The sequence below is a fragment of the Pseudomonas leptonychotis genome (assembly GCF_004920405.1).
GTDB lineage: Bacteria > Pseudomonadota > Gammaproteobacteria > Pseudomonadales > Pseudomonadaceae > Aquipseudomonas > Aquipseudomonas leptonychotis.
In genome coordinates this window covers 848,037-866,817 of record NZ_RFLV01000001.1, presented here as the reverse complement: position 1 = coordinate 866,817, position 18,781 = coordinate 848,037, and the positions used below count along the sequence as shown (strand labels likewise).

The window sequence follows — 18,781 nt, the reverse complement described above, 5'->3', positions numbered from 1 at the left end:
CTAGATGAAACATGCACAAGGTTTTTCGCTAATTGAGGTGCTGGTAACGTTGCTGATAACGTCTGTCGGCCTCTTAGGTCTTGCTGGGTTGCAGGTAAAATCACTGCAGTTTAACCATGGGGCTTATTTGCGCTCCCAGGCCAATATTCTGGCATATGACATGGCAGATCGTATGCGCCTCAATAAAGATGATGCGCGTGCAGGGCAGTACAACATCCTCATCACCGCCAACAAGCCTACAGCCTCAAATCTCGAAACCACTGATCAAAATCAATGGTTGACTTTAATTGAGAATACGCTGCCCTCCGGGGATGGATCGGTCAGCTGTGTATCTAATATCTGCACCTTGACTATTACGTGGCGGGAAGCGGGTCGGGATACGGACGACAGCTTCACCTATAAAACGCAAATCTAGGGTAAAGCTATGCGTAATTTAGAGAAAGGCTTGTCGCTGGTTGAGTTGATGGTGGCAATGGTAATCGGGCTCTTCCTAATATCCGGGGTCACTAAAGTTTTCTTGGACAGTAAGCGAACATACAGTTTCCAGCAGGCATTGGCGCGAGTTCAAGAAAACGGCCGTATGGCCATGGAGTTTATAGGGCGGGATGTCCGCATGGCGGGTTACTCAGGCTGTGCTAGTGGTGATTACTCATCGCTCACCAATACGTTAAATAACGCTACAAGCTTAAATTATGATTTTTCTCGCGGAGTTAACGGCTATGACGTGGGTGCCAGTGTGCCAGCTGCGTTGTCAGCGTTGAGTCCAGCGCCGCTGGCTAATACTGATGTGTTGATTTTAAAAGGGCCACTTGGCGATGGGGTTAAGGTTGTAAGTAATAATAATTCGGCTCAACTTTTTGCGCAGGTTACGAGCACCGATAGTGGGGCTTGTGCAGGCAATACGGATCGAATTAGTGGGATCTGTAAGGCTGATATATTGATGGTTGCTGATTGTAGTAAGGCCAGGATATTCCAGGCTGGTAATATTCAGGCTACCGGTGGAACTCCCCCTGCGTTCAATATAACCCATCCGGCTTCAGGTACTCCTGGCAATGCAATAAGCTCTTGGGGTGGCGCTAGTGCTTCCAGCTCAGAGAGCTTCGGCACAGACGCCGAAATAATCAAAATGAATACCGTGTACTACTATATTGCAACCGGTGCAGGGGGGCGGCCTTCCTTATATCAATCTATAGCGCCTAACCCAGGTGTAGAGATTCTTGAGGGTGTTGAGAATATGCAACTACTCTATGGGCGAGATACAGGTGCTGATTTAGTGCCGGATCAATATGATACAGCCACAGCTGTAAGTACAGCATCGGCCTGGGACAAAGTTGGTGCTGTTCGAGTGCAACTATTGATGCAGAGTGTGGATGATGGCGTTACTGACATTGCCCAGCCTTATAGTTTCAACGGAGCGAATGTAACTCCAGCCGATAGAAGGTTGCGTCATGTATTTGTCTCTACCATCGGAGTGAGGGCAAAAATGCCATGAATGTGTATTATAAAAAACACCACTTCGGGCAGCGTGGGGCAACCCTAATTGTCGCGTTAATTCTTTTGTTGATTTTGACTGTAATTGGTGTTGCCGGAATGCAGGACACAACGTTGCAGGAAAAAATGGTAGGCAATATGCGTGACCGCAACCTTGCCTTCCAAGCTTCGGAATCAGCCTTGCTCGGTGGCGAGAAATACCTCCAGTCAGCGGTATTGCCAGTGTTTGCAAATTCTGGGGGGCTAATCAATGAGACCTATACAAATCTACAGCCCGGCAATCCGGCTTTCTGGGATAGTTACCCGTGGTCTACCAATGCTAGGACCTACGCTACTCAGTTCAGTGAGCTGAGTGCGGCGCCACTCTATGTCATCGAAGAAATCAAAACTATGGTTGCTCCAGTCGGTGAAAGTATGAAGTTTGGCGCATTGAAAGAGATAAAAAGTTACCGTGTTACGGCCCGTGCTCAAGGTGGCACCACGGACGCGGTGGTAATTCTGCAGTCGACCTATCGTCGGCAGGGAGGTATCTAATGCTTAAATTAAATTCCGTCGCATTGGGCGCAAGCTTAGCCTTGTATGCGTCATCCCCTGCGTGGGCGTTAAATATTGCAGACGTGCCGCTGTTTCAGTCGACTACGGTAGCGCCTAATATTATGCTGCTCGTTGATAACTCCGGGAGTATGAATAATATTATTCAAGCAGATGCGGCGATGTCAGGTAGTTGGCCTAATATTACTTACAGGGTTGGTCAGGCTGATACTCTTGTAGTTGATATGACGCTTTCTAATATCCAGATTGGTACTATTAAGCAAAAAGAATGTTCTGCTGGCTTTAAGGCTATATATGATGCGGCTGGTAATAATCGAAGGTGCTATGTGTTTCCAGATCCAGTAGGGGGTGGGTCGACGCGATATACGGCAAAGTACCTTTCTTATATTTATGCAACTTACACTGGTGCTAGTAATGATCTAACTACACTGTCTGATGCGGTGTTCCCGAAGCAAGTCAGGATGGCAGTTGCTAAGGCGTCGGCAGTGTCTGTGGTCAATGCGAATCGCTCTATGCGTATTGGTCTTTCGTCATTCAATCCGCCGGTTAATGCTGATAGTGGCCCCGGTGGAAGTATTAATAGTAGTGTTGCCAGTTTATCACCTTCGTCTAGCGTCACTCAGGCTCAGGCTGACGCTAACTACTCTAGTTTGATTTCGAGTATTGATGCGCTGAGCCCAAATTCGAATACACCCTTGGCGGAATCTTATTATGAGGTTACCCGTTATTTTCGAGGGATGAGCCGCTATCAAGGAGTAGGGGCGGGAAATTATACAAGCCCTATCCAATATCGCTGCCAAAAGAATTTCGGGGTTGTTATTACGGATGGTCTGCCGACGTTTGACCGGACTTTTACGGCGGCGGATAACGATGCAGATTCCAGGCTGCCGGACTGGGACGGTGTCGGAAGTAATCAGGCTGAAGGCATTAAATATTCAGATGGTTTGGGTGTGGGTGATGGTGAGGGCAGTAGTCTTTATCTTGATGATATTTCGAAATTTGCATTCGATATTGATATGAGAAGTTCTGGTGTTGATCTCGCGGGTGTCTCTTTTAATGACTCTGCGTTTGCTAAGCAAAATATTGAAACCTTTACTGTGGGCTTCTCGACATCCAATCAGATGCTTGAAGATGCTGCCGAGCTTGGCAAGGGTAGTTATTATACTGCGAATAACGCCGCCCAGCTCAATAGCGTTCTCTCTAGCGCGCTGCAGTCCATTAAAGAGCGCACAAGTTCCGCTGCTGCTATTGCGACAAACTCTACACGCCTGGATACAGACACACTTATCTATCAGGCGAAATTCAACAGTGCCGACTGGAGCGGCGAGTTGCTAGCGTTTGGCATCAATGCTGATGGCTCGGTAGGTCCGGTAAGCTGGAGAACTGGTACCGCGGGGCTTATTCCAGCAGCGGCTTCGCGGAATATATTTACTCGTAACGCTCTGGGGGGGGCTGCTTTCCAGTGGGTTAACCTCACTTTGGCTCAGCAGGCAGAGTTGAGTGTTTCGAATGCAGCTGATGGCGTGACCGTTGTAAATTGGCTGCGCGGAGGTAGTTCGGGCGCAACACTCACAAGCGGTGAGGTGTTGCGTAGCCGGACAACAGTGCTTGGCGATATTGTGAATTCGGATCCGGTATATGTTGGTGCCCAAAATTATGGCTATACCATACCTAACGATCCCTTGGTGACGACCGAGCCTGCAGATACGTATCAGAGTTTTTTAGAAACAAAAAATAGTGCAACCAAGTTGTTGTTAGTAGGCGCTAATGACGGGATGGTACATGGTTTCAATGCTGAAACAGGTGCTGAGCTGTTTGCCTATGTGCCAACATCTTTGTTCAAGCAACGTACCACTACCCCTGGTGCCACACCAGGTTTACGCTACCTGACCAAGAATAGTTATGCTCACAAATATTATGTTGATGGTTCTATAGGTGTAGGTGACGTCTTTGACTCCAATGTTGTTAGTGGGGGATGGAAGACTTACGCCGTTGGCGGTTTAGGCGCGGGTGGGCGCGGTATATATGCGTTAAATATCACCAATCCGGCAGGTTTCTCCGCGAGTGATGTGTTGTGGGAAATTACGGCGCCCGATACGTCTACGGCTTCGAATGATTGGAATGACCTGGGTTATACCTATGGCGTGCCGGTTATTGCGCGCACCAATGACAATACGTGGGTGGCTATTTTTGGTAACGGCTACGAGAGTAATACTGGTCGGGCAGCTCTCTATGTGGTTAATGCGCTGACCGGTGCTCTTATAAAGAAAATAGTAGTGGATACAGATACCACCGCTGATGTTGATAATGGTCTTTCCACGCCTTCAGTAGTGGTTGATGCAAATCGTCAAATTACTTATGTGTATGCCGGGGATCTGAAAGGTAATCTGTGGAAGTTTGACCTGACCGGTGCTGTCGCGGCTTGGGATTCTTACAAGACTTCCGGCAATAATACTAACAAAGTAAGCGTCCCGTTATTCATCGCCAAGAATGCCTCGAATCAAGCCCAGCCTATTACATCGGGGTTGGAAATTGGCTCGCATCCTACTGACGGTGGCTTAATACTCTACTTTGGCACGGGTAAGTATTTTGAGACTACCGACAACGTAGTTGGCTCTAGCCCACAAATGCAGAGTTTCTATGGTATTTGGGATAAGCCAGTGACGGGCGCTAGTCTCAATGGTTGGGAAATCACAGCAAGGAGTGAGTTGCAGCGACAACAGATTACCTTTGAATCTGCAGATTATCGGTCGTTCAGTAATAACGCCATTAATTGGTCAACTCAGCGTGGTTGGTATATGGATCTGGCACCCCCTCCTTATAGCGCTGCTGGTGAGCGATCTGTAAGTTTGCCACTGTTGAGGGCTGGTCGAATTATTTTCACCACTCTCATTCCTTCTGCCGATCCTTGTCTTGCCGGGGGTACTAGCTGGCTGATGGAAATGGATGCGTTCACCGGAGGTAGTTTGAATTATTCTGTGCTGGACGTGAATAATGATGGTGAGTTTAATAATGCTGATAAGATTGCTTGTGGCTCAGGCCTTCTTTGTTACGCAGGAGGTAAGCGTTCACCGGAGGGGATTATCAAAACTCCGGGTATCGTTTCCGCAGGTAAGACCGAGTACAAATACTCCGGTGGCTCATCAGGTAATATTTTGGTGGTCAAGGAGAAGGGTTCACTGAAAGAGGGCAGAATGTCATGGCGACAATTACGCTGAGGCCAGCGGTGCGTGGTTTTACCTTGATTGAGTTGCTGATAGTGGTAGCTATAGTCGGAATTTTGGCTGCTATCGCTTATCCCAGTTATCAAGAGTACGTACGCAAAGGCAATCGCACTGATGCAACAACTGCGCTCTTGCAAGTGTCGCAGACGCTTGAGCGCTGCTTTACTCAGTTCAGTGCTTACAATAATGCCAACTGTTCTGTGCAAAATGCCGGGACTGTAAACTCTGCTGAACGGTTGTATACGATCGGCATCGCCAGTGCGGCTACGACTTATACTTTAACGGCTACGCCTGTTGCCGGGAGGGCGCAGGCCAGTGACGGTAAATGTGCGACATTGACACTTACTCACCTAGGGCTTAAAGGCGCTACAGGAACAGCTTCCACTGAATGCTGGAAGTAACAATATTCAGGGCCTGCTTGTCAGGTCCTGTTTCTTTGTAAGGGTGGTAGCGTGAAGGTGGTCTGCGTAGGTGGTGGCGTTATTGGCCTGCTGAGTGCTCTAAAGTTGGCAAATTCCGGAGCTAAACTCCGCATAATAGAGTGTGCTGAGGTTGGCCAGGAGTCTTCCTGGGCCGGCGGGGGCATCGTTTCCCCTCTATATCCCTGGCGCTACGATTGCGCAGTGACCGCTTTAGCGCATTGGTCGCAAGAGTTCTATCCGCGTATAGGTCAGCAACTGTTGGTGCAGACGGGAGTCGACCCTGAGGTTTGTGTCACAGGGTTGTACTGGCTTGACTTGGATGATGAGGCGCAGGCGCTGTCTTGGGCTGACCGCGAAAAGCGGCCGCTGCAGCGGATTGATAGGCGCTCTGTCCAGCGCGCAATTCCAGCACTGTCCAGGGTTTTCAAGCATGCGGTGCATCAAGCAGATGTGGCGAATGTGCGTAATCCGCGCTTGGTCAAAGCGCTGCGTGCTGCTCTGCAGCGAATGCCGAATGTCACGCTGCATGAGCAGTGTGCGGTCAGTGGTTTTATCCGCGAAGGCGGCCGTATCACGGGCGTGCGCACGGCGCAGGGTGATATGTATGCCGATCAGGTTGTGCTTGCAGCCGGAGCCTGGAGTGGCGAGCTGATGAAAACCCTCGGCGTCGAGTTGCCGGTGGTACCGGTTAAGGGGCAGATGATTCTGTACAAGTGTGCCGAAGAGTTTTTGCCTGCCATCGTCCTGGCCAAGGGGCGCTATGCGATTCCGCGGCGTGATGGCCATATCCTGATTGGCAGCACGCTTGAGCATGCTGGTTTCGACAAAACACCAACTGACGAGGCGCTGGCCAGCTTAAAAGCTTCCGCTATCGAATTGTTGCCGGCGCTGGCGGATGCCGAGGTTGTGGGGCATTGGGCGGGGCTGCGGCCTGGTTCGCCGGAGGGCATTCCGTTTATTGGGCCGGTGCCGGGGCATGAGGGTTTGTGGTTGAACTGCGGGCATTATCGCAATGGACTGGTGCTGGCGCCGGCGTCCTGCCAATTGCTGGCGGATCTGATGCTCGGGCGTGAGCCGATTGTGGACCCGACGCCTTATGCGCCGGCTGGGCGGTTGGGTTTTACTGTTTGAGTCGATGGTTTAAGGAAGGGCTTTGCGGCTAAAGCCCCGTCTTCAACTGATGCTATGTGACGCATGGCGTTAGTCTATGCCGAGCTTCTTTAGTCGATAGCGCATTGAGCGAAAGCTTAGGCCTAAACGCTGAGCGGCTGCGGTGCGGTTCCAGCGAGTTTCTTCCAGGGCCTGCATGATAAGCTTGCGCTCGATGGCTTCTAGGTAGTCTTCCAGATTATCAATCTGGGCGAGGTTGGCTTCGCCGTTCTCACTGATAGGGCTGCTGTCGGCCAGGCGCAGGTCGCTGGCGGAGATGCGATCGTCTTCGCACAGGGTGTAGGCGCGCTCAAGCATGTTCTCCAGTTCGCGTACGTTGCCCGGGAAGCGGTAGCTTTTGAGCTTCTCCAGTGCATCGTCGTCCAACTTGGCCGGGCTGAGGCCGGTGCCCTCGGCCAGGCGCTTGAGCATGATGTCGGCCAGCAGCGTAATGTCTTCGCGTCGTTCGCGTAGGGCTGGTACGCGTAACTCGATGACGTTGAGGCGGTAATAAAGATCTTGGCGGAAGCGTTCGGCGGCGACTTCTCCGGCAAGGTCTTTGTGGGTGGCGCAAAGAATGCGCACATCAACCACCAGCTCCTGCTGACCGCCGACGGCGCGCACGGCTTTTTCTTGAATTGCGCGTAGCAGTTTGACTTGCATCGGCAGCGGCAGGTCGGCTACCTCGTCGAGAAATAGAGTGCCGCCATTGGCGGCTTGGAATAACCCCTGCTTGTCCTCAATGGCGCCGGTGAAGCTGCCTTTCTTGTGGCCGAAGAACTCACTCTCCATCAGCTCGCTAGGAATGGCGCCGCAGTTGACCGGCACGAAAGGTTGTTCGCTGCGCGAGCCCTGCTCGTGGATCAAGCGGGCTACCAGTTCTTTGCCGCTACCGGATTCACCGCTGATATACACGGGGGCCTGACTGCGCGCCAGTTTGAGGATTTGTTTGCGCAGGGTCTTCATTGGCGGCGACTCGCCGAGCAGGCGGCTGTCCACCGGCAGTTCTTCGCCGTCGGCACTGCGCAGGCGCAAGGCGGCGGCGACCAGTTCGCGCAAGCGCCCGAGGTCGACGGGCTTGGTCAAAAAGTCGAATGCCCCGGCCTTCAGTGCATTGATTGCGGTGTCCAGGCTGCCGTAGGCGGTGATCATCGCAACCGGTACTTGCGGATGACGCTGCAGAATGTGCTGTACCAGCTCTAGGCCCGTGCCGTCGGGCAGGCGCATATCGGTCAGGCACAGGTCAAAGGGCTCTTTGGCCAGCCATTCTCGGGCCTCTTTGACGTTCCGTGCGCTACGAGTGTCGAGCTTCATCCGCCCCAGGGTGATCTCCAGAAGTTCACGAATATCGGGTTCGTCGTCGACGATCAAGGCTCTCTGGCGGGTCATGGTCAGCTCAGTTTTCGCGGGTGGGCGAAGGTGATGCGCAGACAACTGCCGCCACCTTCACGAAGTTTATAGTCAAGACGCGCCTGATTGCTTTCGCACAGCTCGCGGGAAATATACAAGCCTAAGCCGGTACCTTTGTTTTCTGTGGTGTAGAAGGGTTCAAACAAGTGGTGCAGTTGTTCCTCGGCGACGCCAGGGCCATCGTCCAACACCTCAAGCACGGGCAGCTCGCTGTCAGGGTCGCGGAATAGATTCAGCCAAACTTGCCCTTGTTTGTTCTTCTGCGCGCTATAGCGCAGGCCGTTTTCCACCAAGTTGCTTAATACCTGGGTGAGCTGATGGGGGTCCATTCGCGTCTGAATGCTACCGCTGCTGGTTTGTAGATGCAGGGTCTGGCCCGGTGCTGCACTGCCACGAAACTCGCTAGCAAAACGGTGCAGCCAGTATTTCAGGTCAAGCAGTTGCGGCTCGGCTTGACGGCGCCGCGAGAGCTGCAAAACGTTCTCGATGACCAGGTTCATGCGCCGTGAGTGATCCTGGATGATCTGTGCCAGGCGCAGATCTGGCCCCTCCAGATCTTCTGACTCTTGCAGCAGTTGTGCGGCGTGACTGATGGCTCCCAGTGGGTTCCGAATTTCGTGGGCGATACCTGCCGTCAGGCGGCCGAGAGAGGCGAGCTTGAGTTGCTGCGCTTGTTGGGCGATTTGTGAGATGTCGTCGAGAAAGATCAGTGTGTGTTTGTACTCGCCGCGTAGCAGGGCAATAAAGCTCGGTTGTAATACACGGCCATCGGGTGCCGCTTGCAGGCTGCTAGGGCGCAAACTTGGGTTGTGCGACCACTGCTGCATGCGCTTGATCAATTCGGGGCAGTGCGGGTCGAGGATTTTGCCCGTTAGGTCGGCATGCCCTAGCAGGTGATTGGCACCTTGGTTGGCCAGCAGTACGCGATGCAGTTCATCCAAAACCAGAATGCCTGTACGCATGCGCTGCAGGATCAGGCCGTTTAATGCCTCTAGATTGGCCACATCAGCGGCACGCTGCTCTGCAAGGCTTTCGCTGGCTTGCAGGCGTCGGGTTAGGCCTTGCACGAACAAGGCGGCAGCGAAGCACAGTGCGCCAAATGCGCCGACCTGAACGTACTGGGCTGTAGCTGCAGGGCGGCTGAGGCTAAGGAAGAAGGTGAGGTAAATCATGCCGATTGCGGCGACAGCGGCAATCAGTAGGCCGATACGCCCACGCAGCAGAATATTGCTGATAGCCACTGCGACAATCAGTAAGTTGCCTATGCCGCTTGGCGTACCGCCACCGGCATAGAACAGGCCGGCGAGTAGAATGACGTCGACCAGTGCCAGGCTGAAAATCTGCGCCAGGCGTTTGGGTCTACGTACTGTGGCGATGATCAGGACATTAAGGGCTAGATACAGCCAGCTGCCGTTGCGAAATAGCTCCGGGTTAGCCATCTCAAGTAGATCAGTGTGCAGGTTGCTGGATACCAGCAGTGCCAAGGCGAGGCCAATAATCAAACGGTACAGGTGGTAGAGGCGCAGGATTCGCCAGCTTTGCTCCCCGCTTAGGTTGAGTTCAGTGCTCACTGGGCTGCGAGCCTTGCTCTAGATGTGCCTGGCTGCAGAACCAGTGCTCGTTTCTCGCCAGAGCATGGTCGCGCGGCACATGAACGCCACATTGTTCGCAGCGCACCATCGGCGCCGCGTTGCTGATGGTGTCGTCAGTGCGGGTGGCTGTTGACCGGGTAACGCGCCGCCACAGCCAGAACGCGCCAGCAATGATGGCCAGCCAGAACAACAAGCGGAACAGACCCATAATGCCCTCTTCTTTTTGATTGGCTGGCAGTTTAGCTAAACGGCCTGTATGCGCCCAGCGTTGAGGCCGTGCGCCGGGTGCTGTTCTGCGCAGTGGTTATCAGTAGGTCGGCGCTGTATGGGTGGTGAGTGCTTTGTAGTGCTGAGTCAATAAAAAACGGGAGACCGATGGCCTCCCGCTTTATGCGCACGTCTTGCTCAATCAAACAGGCCGAAGGTCATGTAGCTGAACCACGAGCGACTGGATTGCTCTTCAGTCTCGACGCTTTTGAGCTCGTCCGGAATTTGTTCTTCGGCATCTTCGTACTGGCGAATCACGTCCTGGCTGGCGCGGGTTTCGCCCGGTGGCAGCGGGGTATCGGTTTCGATCAGGCCCAGTGTTGCCTTGGCCAGCCAGGAGCGAGTATCGGCTTCTTCTTCGCGCGGCACGAATTGGCCGTCGACCAGGCTTGGGTGGTCCGGGTAGTTGAGCTTGAGGGTTTCAAGGCTGGTGGCAGCTAGATCATCAAGGGTTAGGCGCTGGTAGGCCTCAGTCATTACCGCCAGGCCGTCGCCAACGGCTGGGGTTTCCTGGAAGTTTTCCACGACATACCGCCCGCGGTTGGCGGCTGCCACGTAGGCGTTACGGGTCAGGTAGTAGTGCGCCACATGAATTTCATAGGCGGCCAGCAGGTTACGCAGGTAAATCATGCGTTGCTTGGCGTCTGGCGCGTAGCGGCTGGTTGGATAGCGACTGGTGAGCTGAGCGAACTCGTTGTAGGAGTCGCGCGCAGCGCCCGGGTCGCGCTTGGTCATGTCCAGTGGGACGAAACGGGCGATCAGGCCACGATCCTGATCGAATGAAGTCAGGCCCTTCAGGTAATAGGCGTAGTCGACGTTAGCGTGCTGCGGGTGCAGACGGATAAAGCGGTCCGCCGCAGACTTTGCCGCTTCTGGCTCAACGCTCTTGTAGTAGGCGTAGATCAGCTCCAGCTGGGCCTGTTCGGCATAGCGTCCGAACGGGTAGCGCGACTCCAGCGCCTTGAGCTTGGCCACCGCAGCGGAGTAGCTACTATTGTCCAGGTCGGCCTGTGCCTGCTGGTAAAGTTCGGTCTCGCTCAGGTTTTCGTCGACGACCTCTTTCGATGAGCAGGCGGCGGTGAGGGCGAGGATTGCGATCAGCAGCAGGTGTTTCACTTGCATGGCGGCTTGCGTCCCTGTGACGGCGGCTGTCTTGAGCAAAGCCGTCCTGTTATGATGAGCGCCCCTGGTACCCCTGGGGCAAAGACGCCGTATTTAACCACAAGCGTGTAGCCGAAACCAAAAGCTATGCCCCCGCCGTTGCCGAGCATGCCCTCTATTAATAAGCAGATCATTGAACTGAACGCCGAGGTGCCCTATGAAATGGGCGGTCAACGCCTCGATCAAGTCGCCGCACTCCTGTTCGCTGAGCACTCGCGTTCGCGTCTGTCTGCCTGGATCAAAGAGGGTCTATTGACCGTCGATGGTGCGGTGTTGCGTCCGCGCGATATCGTCCATGGTGGATCGCTGCTGGCTCTTAAGGCCGAGCAGGAAGCCCAGGGCGAATGGATTGCCCAGGACATTGCACTCAACATCGTCTATGAAGACGAACAAATCTTGGTCATCGATAAGCCCGCGGGCCTGGTGGTGCACCCGGCTGCTGGGCATGCCGATGGCACCCTGCTTAACGCCTTGCTGCATCACGTGCCGGACATTATCAATGTGCCGCGCGCGGGTATCGTGCACCGTTTGGACAAGGACACCACCGGGTTGATGGTGGTCGCCAAGACCATTGAAGCGCAGACCCGCTTGGTCGATCAGCTGCAAAAACGCTCGGTCAGTCGCATCTACGAATGCATCGTGATCGGCGTGATCACCTCCGGCGGCAAGATTAACGCCCCGATCGGTCGCAGTTCCTCGCAGCGCCAGCGTATGGCTGTGAGCGATGGTGGTAAGCCCGCGGTGAGCCATTACCGGGTGTTGGAGCGCTACCGTTCGCATACCCATGCGCGGGTCAAGCTGGAGACCGGGCGCACTCACCAGATCCGCGTGCACATGAGCCATATTGGCTACCCGCTGGTCGGCGACCCGGTTTACGGTGGGCGCTTCCGCATTCCACCAGCGGCCAACCCGAGCATGGTGCAAAGCCTCAAGGAGTTTCCGCGTCAGGCCTTGCATGCGCGCTTCCTTGAGCTGGATCACCCGATGACCGGTGAGCGGATGAAGTGGCAGTCGCCGTTGCCGGATGACTTTGTCTGGTTGCTGACGCTGCTGCGCCAGGATCGTGAGGCTTTTATTGGGTAACAGGAATTGGGTGACAGGATGCACGACTGGCTAACGCCGCAATGGCCTGCTCCAGCAAGGGTAAGAACCTGCGTTACCACCCGCTCCGGTGGCGTGAGTCTGGCACCGTTCGATAATTGCAATCTGGGCGAGCATGTCAGTGATGACCCGCAGGCGGTTGCCAAAAACCGTCAACGGTTGGTCAGCCTGCTGGGCTGCAAGCCTGCTTGGTTGCAGCAGGTGCATGGCGTTACGGTGGTAGAGGCGAATCCGGCGTTGGTGCCTGAGGCTGACGCCAGTTGGACGAGCACACCAGGGATGGCCTGCACGGTCATGACCGCAGACTGCTTGCCTGTGCTGTTCTGTGATCGCGCCGGCACTCGTGTGGCGGCAGCGCATGCCGGTTGGCGCGGGCTGGCTGGCGGGGTGCTGGAGGCCACGCTGGATAAGTTGGCCGTGCCGGCGGATCAGGTGCTGGTCTGGCTGGGGCCGGCCATTGGTCCGCAGGCCTTCGAGGTGGGGGCAGAAGTGCGTGAGGCTTTTGTCGGCCAGCATGCGCACGCGGCGGCGGCATTTCAGCCTGGCGCTAACCCAGGCAAATTTATGGCGGATATCTACCAGCTGGCGCGGATTCGCCTGGCCGCCCGTGGTGTCGAGGCGGTCTGCGGTGGCGATTTTTGCACCGTCAATGACTCGCGCTTTTTCTCTTACCGCCGCTCGGCACAAACCGGACGCTTTGCCAGCCTGATTTGGTTGAGCAACTGATTGTCTCTATCGCGGCCAGCGGTGATGAGCCTGTGGCATCGCTTTACTGATCTCCATCAACGCCGCCTGGCTTGAAACCCGCACAATCGTCCTCATCTACTCTTTATCCGCAGGCTCTCTGTTTGGGTGCGACTCAGTGCGCCGGCCTGCCATCACCATGAGGGTTGATTGTTTATGCGTATTGATCGTTTAACCAGCAAGCTGCAGCTCGCGCTGTCCGATGCGCAATCGTTGGCCGTGGGCCTGGATCATGCGGCCATTGAGCCGCTGCACCTGATGCAGGCTTTGCTCGAGCAGCAGGGCGGCTCAATTAAGCCGCTGCTGATGCAGGTCGGATTTGATGTAAGCAACCTGCGTTTGGCCCTGGGTCAAGAGCTCGACCAGCTGGGGAAAATCCAGAACCCGTCCGGCGACGTCAATCTGTCGCAGGACTTGGCACGTCTGCTCAATCAAGCCGACCGCCTGTCGCAGCAGAAGGGTGATCAATTTATTTCCAGCGAACTGGTGCTGCTGGCCGCCATGGATGAGAGCACCAAACTGGGCAAGTTGCTGCTCGGACAGGGGGTTAGTCGCAAGGCGCTGGAGAATGCGGTCACCAACCTGCGCGGTGGTGATGCCGTCAATGACCCTAACGTTGAAGAAAATCGCCAAGCACTGGACAAGTACACCGTCGATCTGACCAAGCGCGCTGAGGAAGGCAAGCTGGACCCGGTGATTGGCCGAGATGATGAAATTCGCCGCACCATTCAGGTGTTGCAGCGTCGCACCAAGAACAACCCGGTGCTAATCGGCGAGCCGGGCGTAGGCAAGACGGCGATTGCCGAAGGCCTGGCTCAGCGCATTGTCAATGGTGAGGTACCGGATGGCCTCAAGGACAAACGCTTGCTGTCCCTGGATATGGGGTCACTGATTGCCGGAGCCAAATTTCGCGGTGAGTTCGAGGAGCGCCTGAAATCGGTACTCAATGAGCTGGGCAAGCAGGAAGGGCGGATCATCCTGTTTATTGATGAGCTGCACACCATGGTCGGCGCCGGTAAGGGTGAGGGCTCGATGGATGCCGGCAACATGCTCAAGCCATCGTTGGCGCGCGGTGAGTTGCATTGTGTCGGCGCGACCACGCTCAATGAATATCGTCAGTACATCGAAAAGGATGCGGCGCTGGAGCGGCGCTTCCAGAAGGTGCTGGTTGATGAGCCGAGCGAAGAAGACACCATTGCCATCCTGCGCGGCCTCAAGGAGCGCTATGAGGTGCACCACAAGGTGGCCATCACCGATGGTGCGATCATCGCGGCGGCCAAGTTGTCGCATCGCTACATCACGGATCGTCAGTTGCCGGACAAAGCCATCGACTTGATCGATGAGGCGGCCAGCCGCATCCGCATGGAGATCGACTCCAAGCCTGAGGTACTTGATCGTCTCGAGCGGCGCCTGATTCAGCTCAAGGTTGAGGCCCAGGCGCTGAAGAAAGAAGACGACGAGGCGGCGATCAAACGTCTGGCCAAACTCAACGAGGATATTGCGCGCTTAGAGCGCGAATACGCGGACCTGGAAGAGATCTGGAAGTCGGAAAAGGCCGAGGTGCAAGGCTCCGCACAGATTCAGCAGAAGATCGAACAGTCGCGTCAGGAGCTTGAGGCGGCGCGGCGTAAAGGCGACCTCAATCGTATGGCTGAGCTGCAGTATGGCGTTATTCCGGACTTGGAGCGCAGCCTGCAAATGGTGGATCAGCACGGCAAAAAAGAGAATCAGCTGCTGCGCAGTAAGGTCACCGAGGAAGAAATCGCCGAAGTGGTGTCGAAGTGGACCGGTATTCCGGTCAGTAAAATGCTTGAAGGTGAGCGCGACAAACTGCTGAAAATGGAAGGCTTGCTGCATCAGCGCGTCATCGGTCAGGACGAGGCCGTGGTGGCCGTAGCCAATGCCGTGCGGCGTTCGCGTGCCGGGTTGTCTGACCCGAATCGGCCCAGTGGCTCGTTCCTCTTCCTCGGCCCTACCGGGGTTGGTAAGACCGAGCTGTGCAAGGCGCTGGCCGAATTCCTCTTTGATACCGAGGAGGCGCTGGTGCGTATCGATATGTCCGAGTTTATGGAGAAACATTCCGTGGCGCGCTTGATTGGTGCGCCGCCGGGTTACGTCGGCTATGAAGAGGGCGGTTATCTGACCGAGGCCGTAAGGCGCAAGCCCTATTCCGTGATCTTGCTGGATGAGGTGGAGAAGGCGCATCCCGATGTGTTCAATGTGCTGCTGCAGGTGTTGGAAGATGGCCGTCTGACCGACAGTCATGGTCGCACCGTGGATTTCAAGAACACCGTGATCGTGATGACGTCCAACCTCGGTTCTACGCAGATTCAGGAGCTGGTGGGGGATCGTGAGGCGCAGCGTGCTGCGGTGATGGATGCGGTGGGTACGCACTTCCGCCCTGAGTTCATCAACCGTATCGACGAGGTGGTGATTTTCGAGCCGCTGGCCCGCGACCAGATTGCCGGCATTGCACAAATTCAGCTCAGTCGCCTGCGTCAGCGTCTGGCGGAGCGGGAGCTGAGTTTGGTGCTGACGGATGAGGCTTTGGATAAGTTGATTGCCGTGGGCTACGACCCGGTTTATGGCGCGCGCCCGCTCAAGCGTGCTGTGCAGCGTTGGATCGAGAACCCTTTGGCGCAGCTGATTTTAGCGGGCAAATTTGCTCCGGGCAGCAGCGTGACAGGTAGGGTTGAGGGCGATGAGATTGTTTTTGGCTAGGTGCTGGCTGCCACATTAGGGCCGCACTATAAAAACACCCCGGTTCAGCTCGCACTGACCGGGGTGTTTTTATTGCGGCGCGTTACAGGTGCTTGAGTAAGACTTCCAGCGATACCGCCTGGTCCTCGGCCAGATCAATGATATGGAAACCTGCCCAGCAGTGCTGGCCGTCTGCGCCTGGGCGACTCCATAAGCAGTCTGCGCCAAGCGTTACTTCGTACACGCCATCAATGGCCTGTTCACTGACCAGGCGACACTCCACCAGCTCGTCGGCTGCCAAGGGGGTGTCACTAAAAAGCATGAAGCCATCGGCGGAAAGGTCAACAACGCGGCCCAGGCGTTGCCCGGAGTGCACATCGAAGACTTCCAGCTGCACTTCGGCGTTGTGCCGGCTGTGCAGGCGACGTTCGTCGTCCATACGAGTTCCTTATTCTGGGGTCTCAGCCGTGCGCCCGGTAAAGCGCTGCAGCACACGGTAAATGGCGGTAAGGGCGCGGTCCACCAGCGGGGCACCCCGTTCAGGGGTGACGATGCGCGCCAGCCCTTGTTCCATCTCAGTGGCCAGCTGGGTGATTGGCTTGATTGCCACGCGTTGGCCGCTCTGATCAACAAACATGTAGTTGCGGGTGGTCGGGCTAAACCAAGACAGCTTGAGCGTGCGGACTTGGTCGCCACTGACGAACTCGAACCAGGTGCCGAACTCGATATGACCCAGCTCCTTAGCCAGTGCCAGTGCCCGCGCCGAGAGTGTTGACTCGCGCGGAGCGAGGGTCGTCAGTGCGGCGTCTTCACCGAGCATGGCAGCCAGCGGGCTTTCGGGTAGGGTCGGCTTGAGGCGGGCGGCTACCTGTGGCTGTTTGGCTTGCACGGCGTGCTGGCAGGCCACCAGATCTTGGAGCAAGCGGCGGATACCATCCTCGTGGTAGCCGCCGAGCAGCTCCAGCCCTTTGCGTAGGTCCTCAAGTAGCGGCACGCGCAGCTTTTGCAAGCGCTCGCAGTCTGCTTCATCGAGCAGGGTGCCACTCCAGGCCAGTTGTTCAGCCGCTTCGCTGGCGCGTTGCCATTCAGGGCTTTGATCGCCATTACGCAACAGTACGAACACCAGAACATCGGCCCAGGTCAGTTCGAGAAAGTTGCGAATGATGCTCGGCGGCTGGCGATTGGTGAGGCTGTTGGCGATGACGTCGACCGCGTGCTGGCGGGCGCCTAGCAGCTTATCGCGGCCTTTGGCTGCCTCCACGGCGCGGCGCTCGCGCAGTTCGACCTTGTGCCTGAGGGTGGCGACGAATTCGTTGAATTCGTCCAGCAGGCCGTCAAAGAGTTGCAGGTCACCGAAGAAGTCATGGATGACGCGCTCGACCACCCACTGCATTTTGGCCAGTAAACCGCGCTCATCGCCCTCACCGCCATACAGCACCCCGGCCTGGGCCATGGCGTTGAGCAGGCGGCGGGCAGGGTGGTGATGCTGGGTGAACAGTGCTTTGTCCTGCAGTGCCACTTTAAGGTAGGGCGTATGCAGGTGTGACAAGGTGGTCTTGCAGGTGTCAGGTAAGTTGTCGTCGTCGAGAATAAAGTCGAACAGCATGCCGACTAGGTCAATCACGTCGGCTTCCTGGTCGGAAACCTTTTGTTGGCCTGGCAGCTCGCTATGGGCCTCCAGCTGCTGCTGCAGATCCGCTTTGAGGCCTTCTACCTGCTGTGGGCGATGCAGGCGCTGCGACAGGTCATTGGCTGATTGCTGCTGCATGCGGTTGAGTGCATCCAGCAGGGCGGAGGCGCTGTAAGTGCTGGTGGCCTCGCGCGGGGTGAAGCTGGCAATGCTGCGGGTGCCGCCGAGCAGGGGAGCGTCAATGTCGCGCTGGCGGTGCTCGCCCAATAAGGTTGCCAGGTTGCCTAGCAATTCCTGCGGGTCGCTGGGAGGCGGGCCACTCAAGTCGCTGCTGCCCGGGCTGTGTCGTTGTGTCTCAACTTGCCCAGCGACGGGTGAATTTCGGTCGCTGGTGCTGCCCGCGGTCGGTGGTTCAGTCTGTGGGGTGGTAGGCGTTGACTTCGCTTGTGCCGGTGGATTGTTACGCTGCGCGGTGTATTTGAGATTAGGCAGCACGCCCGCATCAATTAGGCGCTGGTTGAGTGCTGCATAGATGTTGTCCAGGCTTTGCATCACGTGAGTATCGAACAACGTATAAAGGATGACTTTTATACGCAGCGGAAACGGGCAGGGGGTTAGGGCATCGCGAAAGGCCTGAGCAATCATTTGCGGGCCGAAGGGGTTGATGTCCTCGCCGAGCTTCTGGCCGTTATTCAGCAGCGCCAGGCGTTGCTCTAGGGCAAATAGCGGTTGTGCGCAGCGCGCCTTGACCCGGCTGACCATATTGGTGACTTGCAGGCTCTCTTCATAATCCTCGTTCTGCACCAGAGCCATGTGTTCGGCATCCAGTTCGCTGGTGCTGGGCGGCGGCATGAGTTTGCCGTCGAGGAAGTCAGAGAAGTTTTGCGCAATCTGCTGGTGGTAGCTGCGCTCTATCTGCGGGCGTTGCCTGCGGATTTCTCGCATGTTGTCGAAAAACAGGGTTTGCACCTGATTGTTTTCGGCTTTTTCGGCGCACTCAAAGAGTGTGTCGTCGACTTGAGCGAAGACACCCGTCAGGTGTTCAGCCAGTCGATTCATCACCAGTTTTCGACAACTTTGCACCAGATCGCCGAAGCGCGGCTGAATACCACGGCTGGCAAGGGTCTGCGCTGAGTTGGGTGGGTTTGGCGGTATGCCCTGGTTACTCATGGACTTTCCTGACTTAAGCCTTACGGCTGGTGCGTCCTGCAATGAATACAGACATAGGGAAGATATAGCAGCCTGTCACGCAGCTGCAAATCATTGTAGTAAAAGCAATTTAGGGGGTTGACAGGTGTGCGCGAAACCGTAAAATGGCGCGCCTCAGACACGGGAAAC

Annotated in this window: 15 protein-coding genes; 9 read left to right on the top strand and 6 right to left on the bottom strand. The window is 55.8% G+C overall.

Annotated elements, in window-relative coordinates; all coding sequences use genetic code 11:
• Nucleotides 1-4: 4 nt before the first annotated feature.
• From pilV to thiO, 6 genes are read left to right on the top strand one after another with little or no spacing between them, the layout of a single operon-like run.
• Nucleotides 5-415 carry a type IV pilus modification protein PilV gene (gene pilV, locus D8779_RS03940; RefSeq protein WP_090381616.1) on the top strand — a complete coding sequence of 137 codons (411 nt, stop codon included), beginning with the start codon at nt 5-7 and terminating at the stop codon, nt 413-415.
• 9 nt (nt 416-424) lie between these two features.
• The gene (locus D8779_RS03935) at nt 425-1,492 is read left to right on the top strand and encodes a PilW family protein (RefSeq protein ID WP_136663152.1); all 1,068 of its coding nucleotides are present in this window, start codon (nt 425-427) and stop codon (nt 1,490-1,492) included.
• A complete protein-coding gene (locus D8779_RS03930) occupies nt 1,489-2,025 on the top strand; it encodes a pilus assembly PilX family protein (protein WP_136663151.1) in 537 nt (178 codons plus the stop codon). Before D8779_RS03935 ends, D8779_RS03930 begins: the two co-directional genes overlap by 4 nt.
• Nucleotides 2,025-5,261, top strand: a complete 3,237-nt coding sequence (locus D8779_RS03925) for a pilus assembly protein (protein ID WP_136663150.1) — start codon at nt 2,025-2,027, stop codon at nt 5,259-5,261. Before D8779_RS03930 ends, D8779_RS03925 begins: the two co-directional genes overlap by 1 nt.
• The gene (locus D8779_RS20905; RefSeq protein WP_136663149.1) at nt 5,243-5,668 is read left to right on the top strand and encodes a type IV pilin protein; all 426 of its coding nucleotides are present in this window, start codon (nt 5,243-5,245) and stop codon (nt 5,666-5,668) included. Before D8779_RS03925 ends, D8779_RS20905 begins: the two co-directional genes overlap by 19 nt.
• A gap of 51 nt (nt 5,669-5,719) precedes the next feature.
• Entirely contained in the window at nt 5,720-6,820 is a 1,101-nt protein-coding gene (gene thiO / locus D8779_RS03915; protein ID WP_136663148.1) for a glycine oxidase ThiO, read from the top strand.
• A 69-nt stretch (nt 6,821-6,889) separates the two neighbouring features.
• Here the strand turns inward: thiO and D8779_RS03910 are convergent, their stop codons facing one another.
• The 4 genes from D8779_RS03910 to D8779_RS03895 form a co-directional block, all read right to left on the bottom strand.
• Nucleotides 6,890-8,227 (bottom strand): sigma-54-dependent transcriptional regulator, encoded by a 1,338-nt coding sequence (locus D8779_RS03910; RefSeq protein WP_136663147.1) that lies wholly within the window; start codon nt 8,225-8,227, stop codon nt 6,890-6,892.
• 2 nt (nt 8,228-8,229) lie between these two features.
• Nucleotides 8,230-9,819 (bottom strand): sensor histidine kinase, encoded by a 1,590-nt coding sequence (locus tag D8779_RS03905; protein ID WP_136663146.1) that lies wholly within the window; start codon nt 9,817-9,819, stop codon nt 8,230-8,232.
• Nucleotides 9,809-10,048 carry a PP0621 family protein gene (locus D8779_RS03900; protein ID WP_136663145.1) on the bottom strand — a complete coding sequence of 80 codons (240 nt, stop codon included), beginning with the start codon at nt 10,046-10,048 and terminating at the stop codon, nt 9,809-9,811. Before D8779_RS03900 ends, D8779_RS03905 begins: the two co-directional genes overlap by 11 nt.
• 197 nt (nt 10,049-10,245) lie before the next feature.
• Nucleotides 10,246-11,229: an outer membrane protein assembly factor BamD gene (locus D8779_RS03895; protein ID WP_136663144.1), complete on the bottom strand. Its 984-nt coding sequence runs from the start codon at nt 11,227-11,229 to the stop codon at nt 10,246-10,248.
• A 147-nt stretch (nt 11,230-11,376) separates the two neighbouring features.
• On the opposite strand from D8779_RS03895, the gene rluD reads away from it, so the two are divergent.
• The 3 genes from rluD to clpB all read left to right on the top strand — a co-directional run bounded on the left by rluD (nt 11,377) and on the right by clpB (nt 15,834).
• Nucleotides 11,377-12,351: a 23S rRNA pseudouridine(1911/1915/1917) synthase RluD gene (rluD, locus tag D8779_RS03890; protein ID WP_136663143.1), complete on the top strand. Its 975-nt coding sequence runs from the start codon at nt 11,377-11,379 to the stop codon at nt 12,349-12,351.
• 18 nt (nt 12,352-12,369) lie between these two features.
• On the top strand, nt 12,370-13,095 hold the full coding sequence (gene pgeF, locus D8779_RS03885; RefSeq protein WP_136663142.1) for a peptidoglycan editing factor PgeF: 726 nt from the start codon (nt 12,370-12,372) through the stop codon (nt 13,093-13,095).
• A gap of 174 nt (nt 13,096-13,269) precedes the next feature.
• Complete coding sequence (gene clpB, locus D8779_RS03880) at nt 13,270-15,834, top strand: ATP-dependent chaperone ClpB (protein ID WP_136663141.1); 2,565 nt, start codon at nt 13,270-13,272, stop codon at nt 15,832-15,834.
• Nucleotides 15,835-15,916: 82 nt separating this feature from the next.
• Here clpB and D8779_RS03875 read toward each other — a convergent pair whose 3' ends face one another.
• Together D8779_RS03875 and D8779_RS03870 are read right to left on the bottom strand one after the other, a co-directional pair.
• A complete protein-coding gene (locus D8779_RS03875) occupies nt 15,917-16,252 on the bottom strand; it encodes a PilZ domain-containing protein (RefSeq protein ID WP_136663140.1) in 336 nt (111 codons plus the stop codon).
• A 9-nt stretch (nt 16,253-16,261) separates the two neighbouring features.
• Nucleotides 16,262-18,613: a DUF1631 domain-containing protein gene (locus D8779_RS03870; RefSeq protein WP_136663139.1), complete on the bottom strand. Its 2,352-nt coding sequence runs from the start codon at nt 18,611-18,613 to the stop codon at nt 16,262-16,264.
• Nucleotides 18,614-18,781 lie beyond the last annotated feature (168 nt).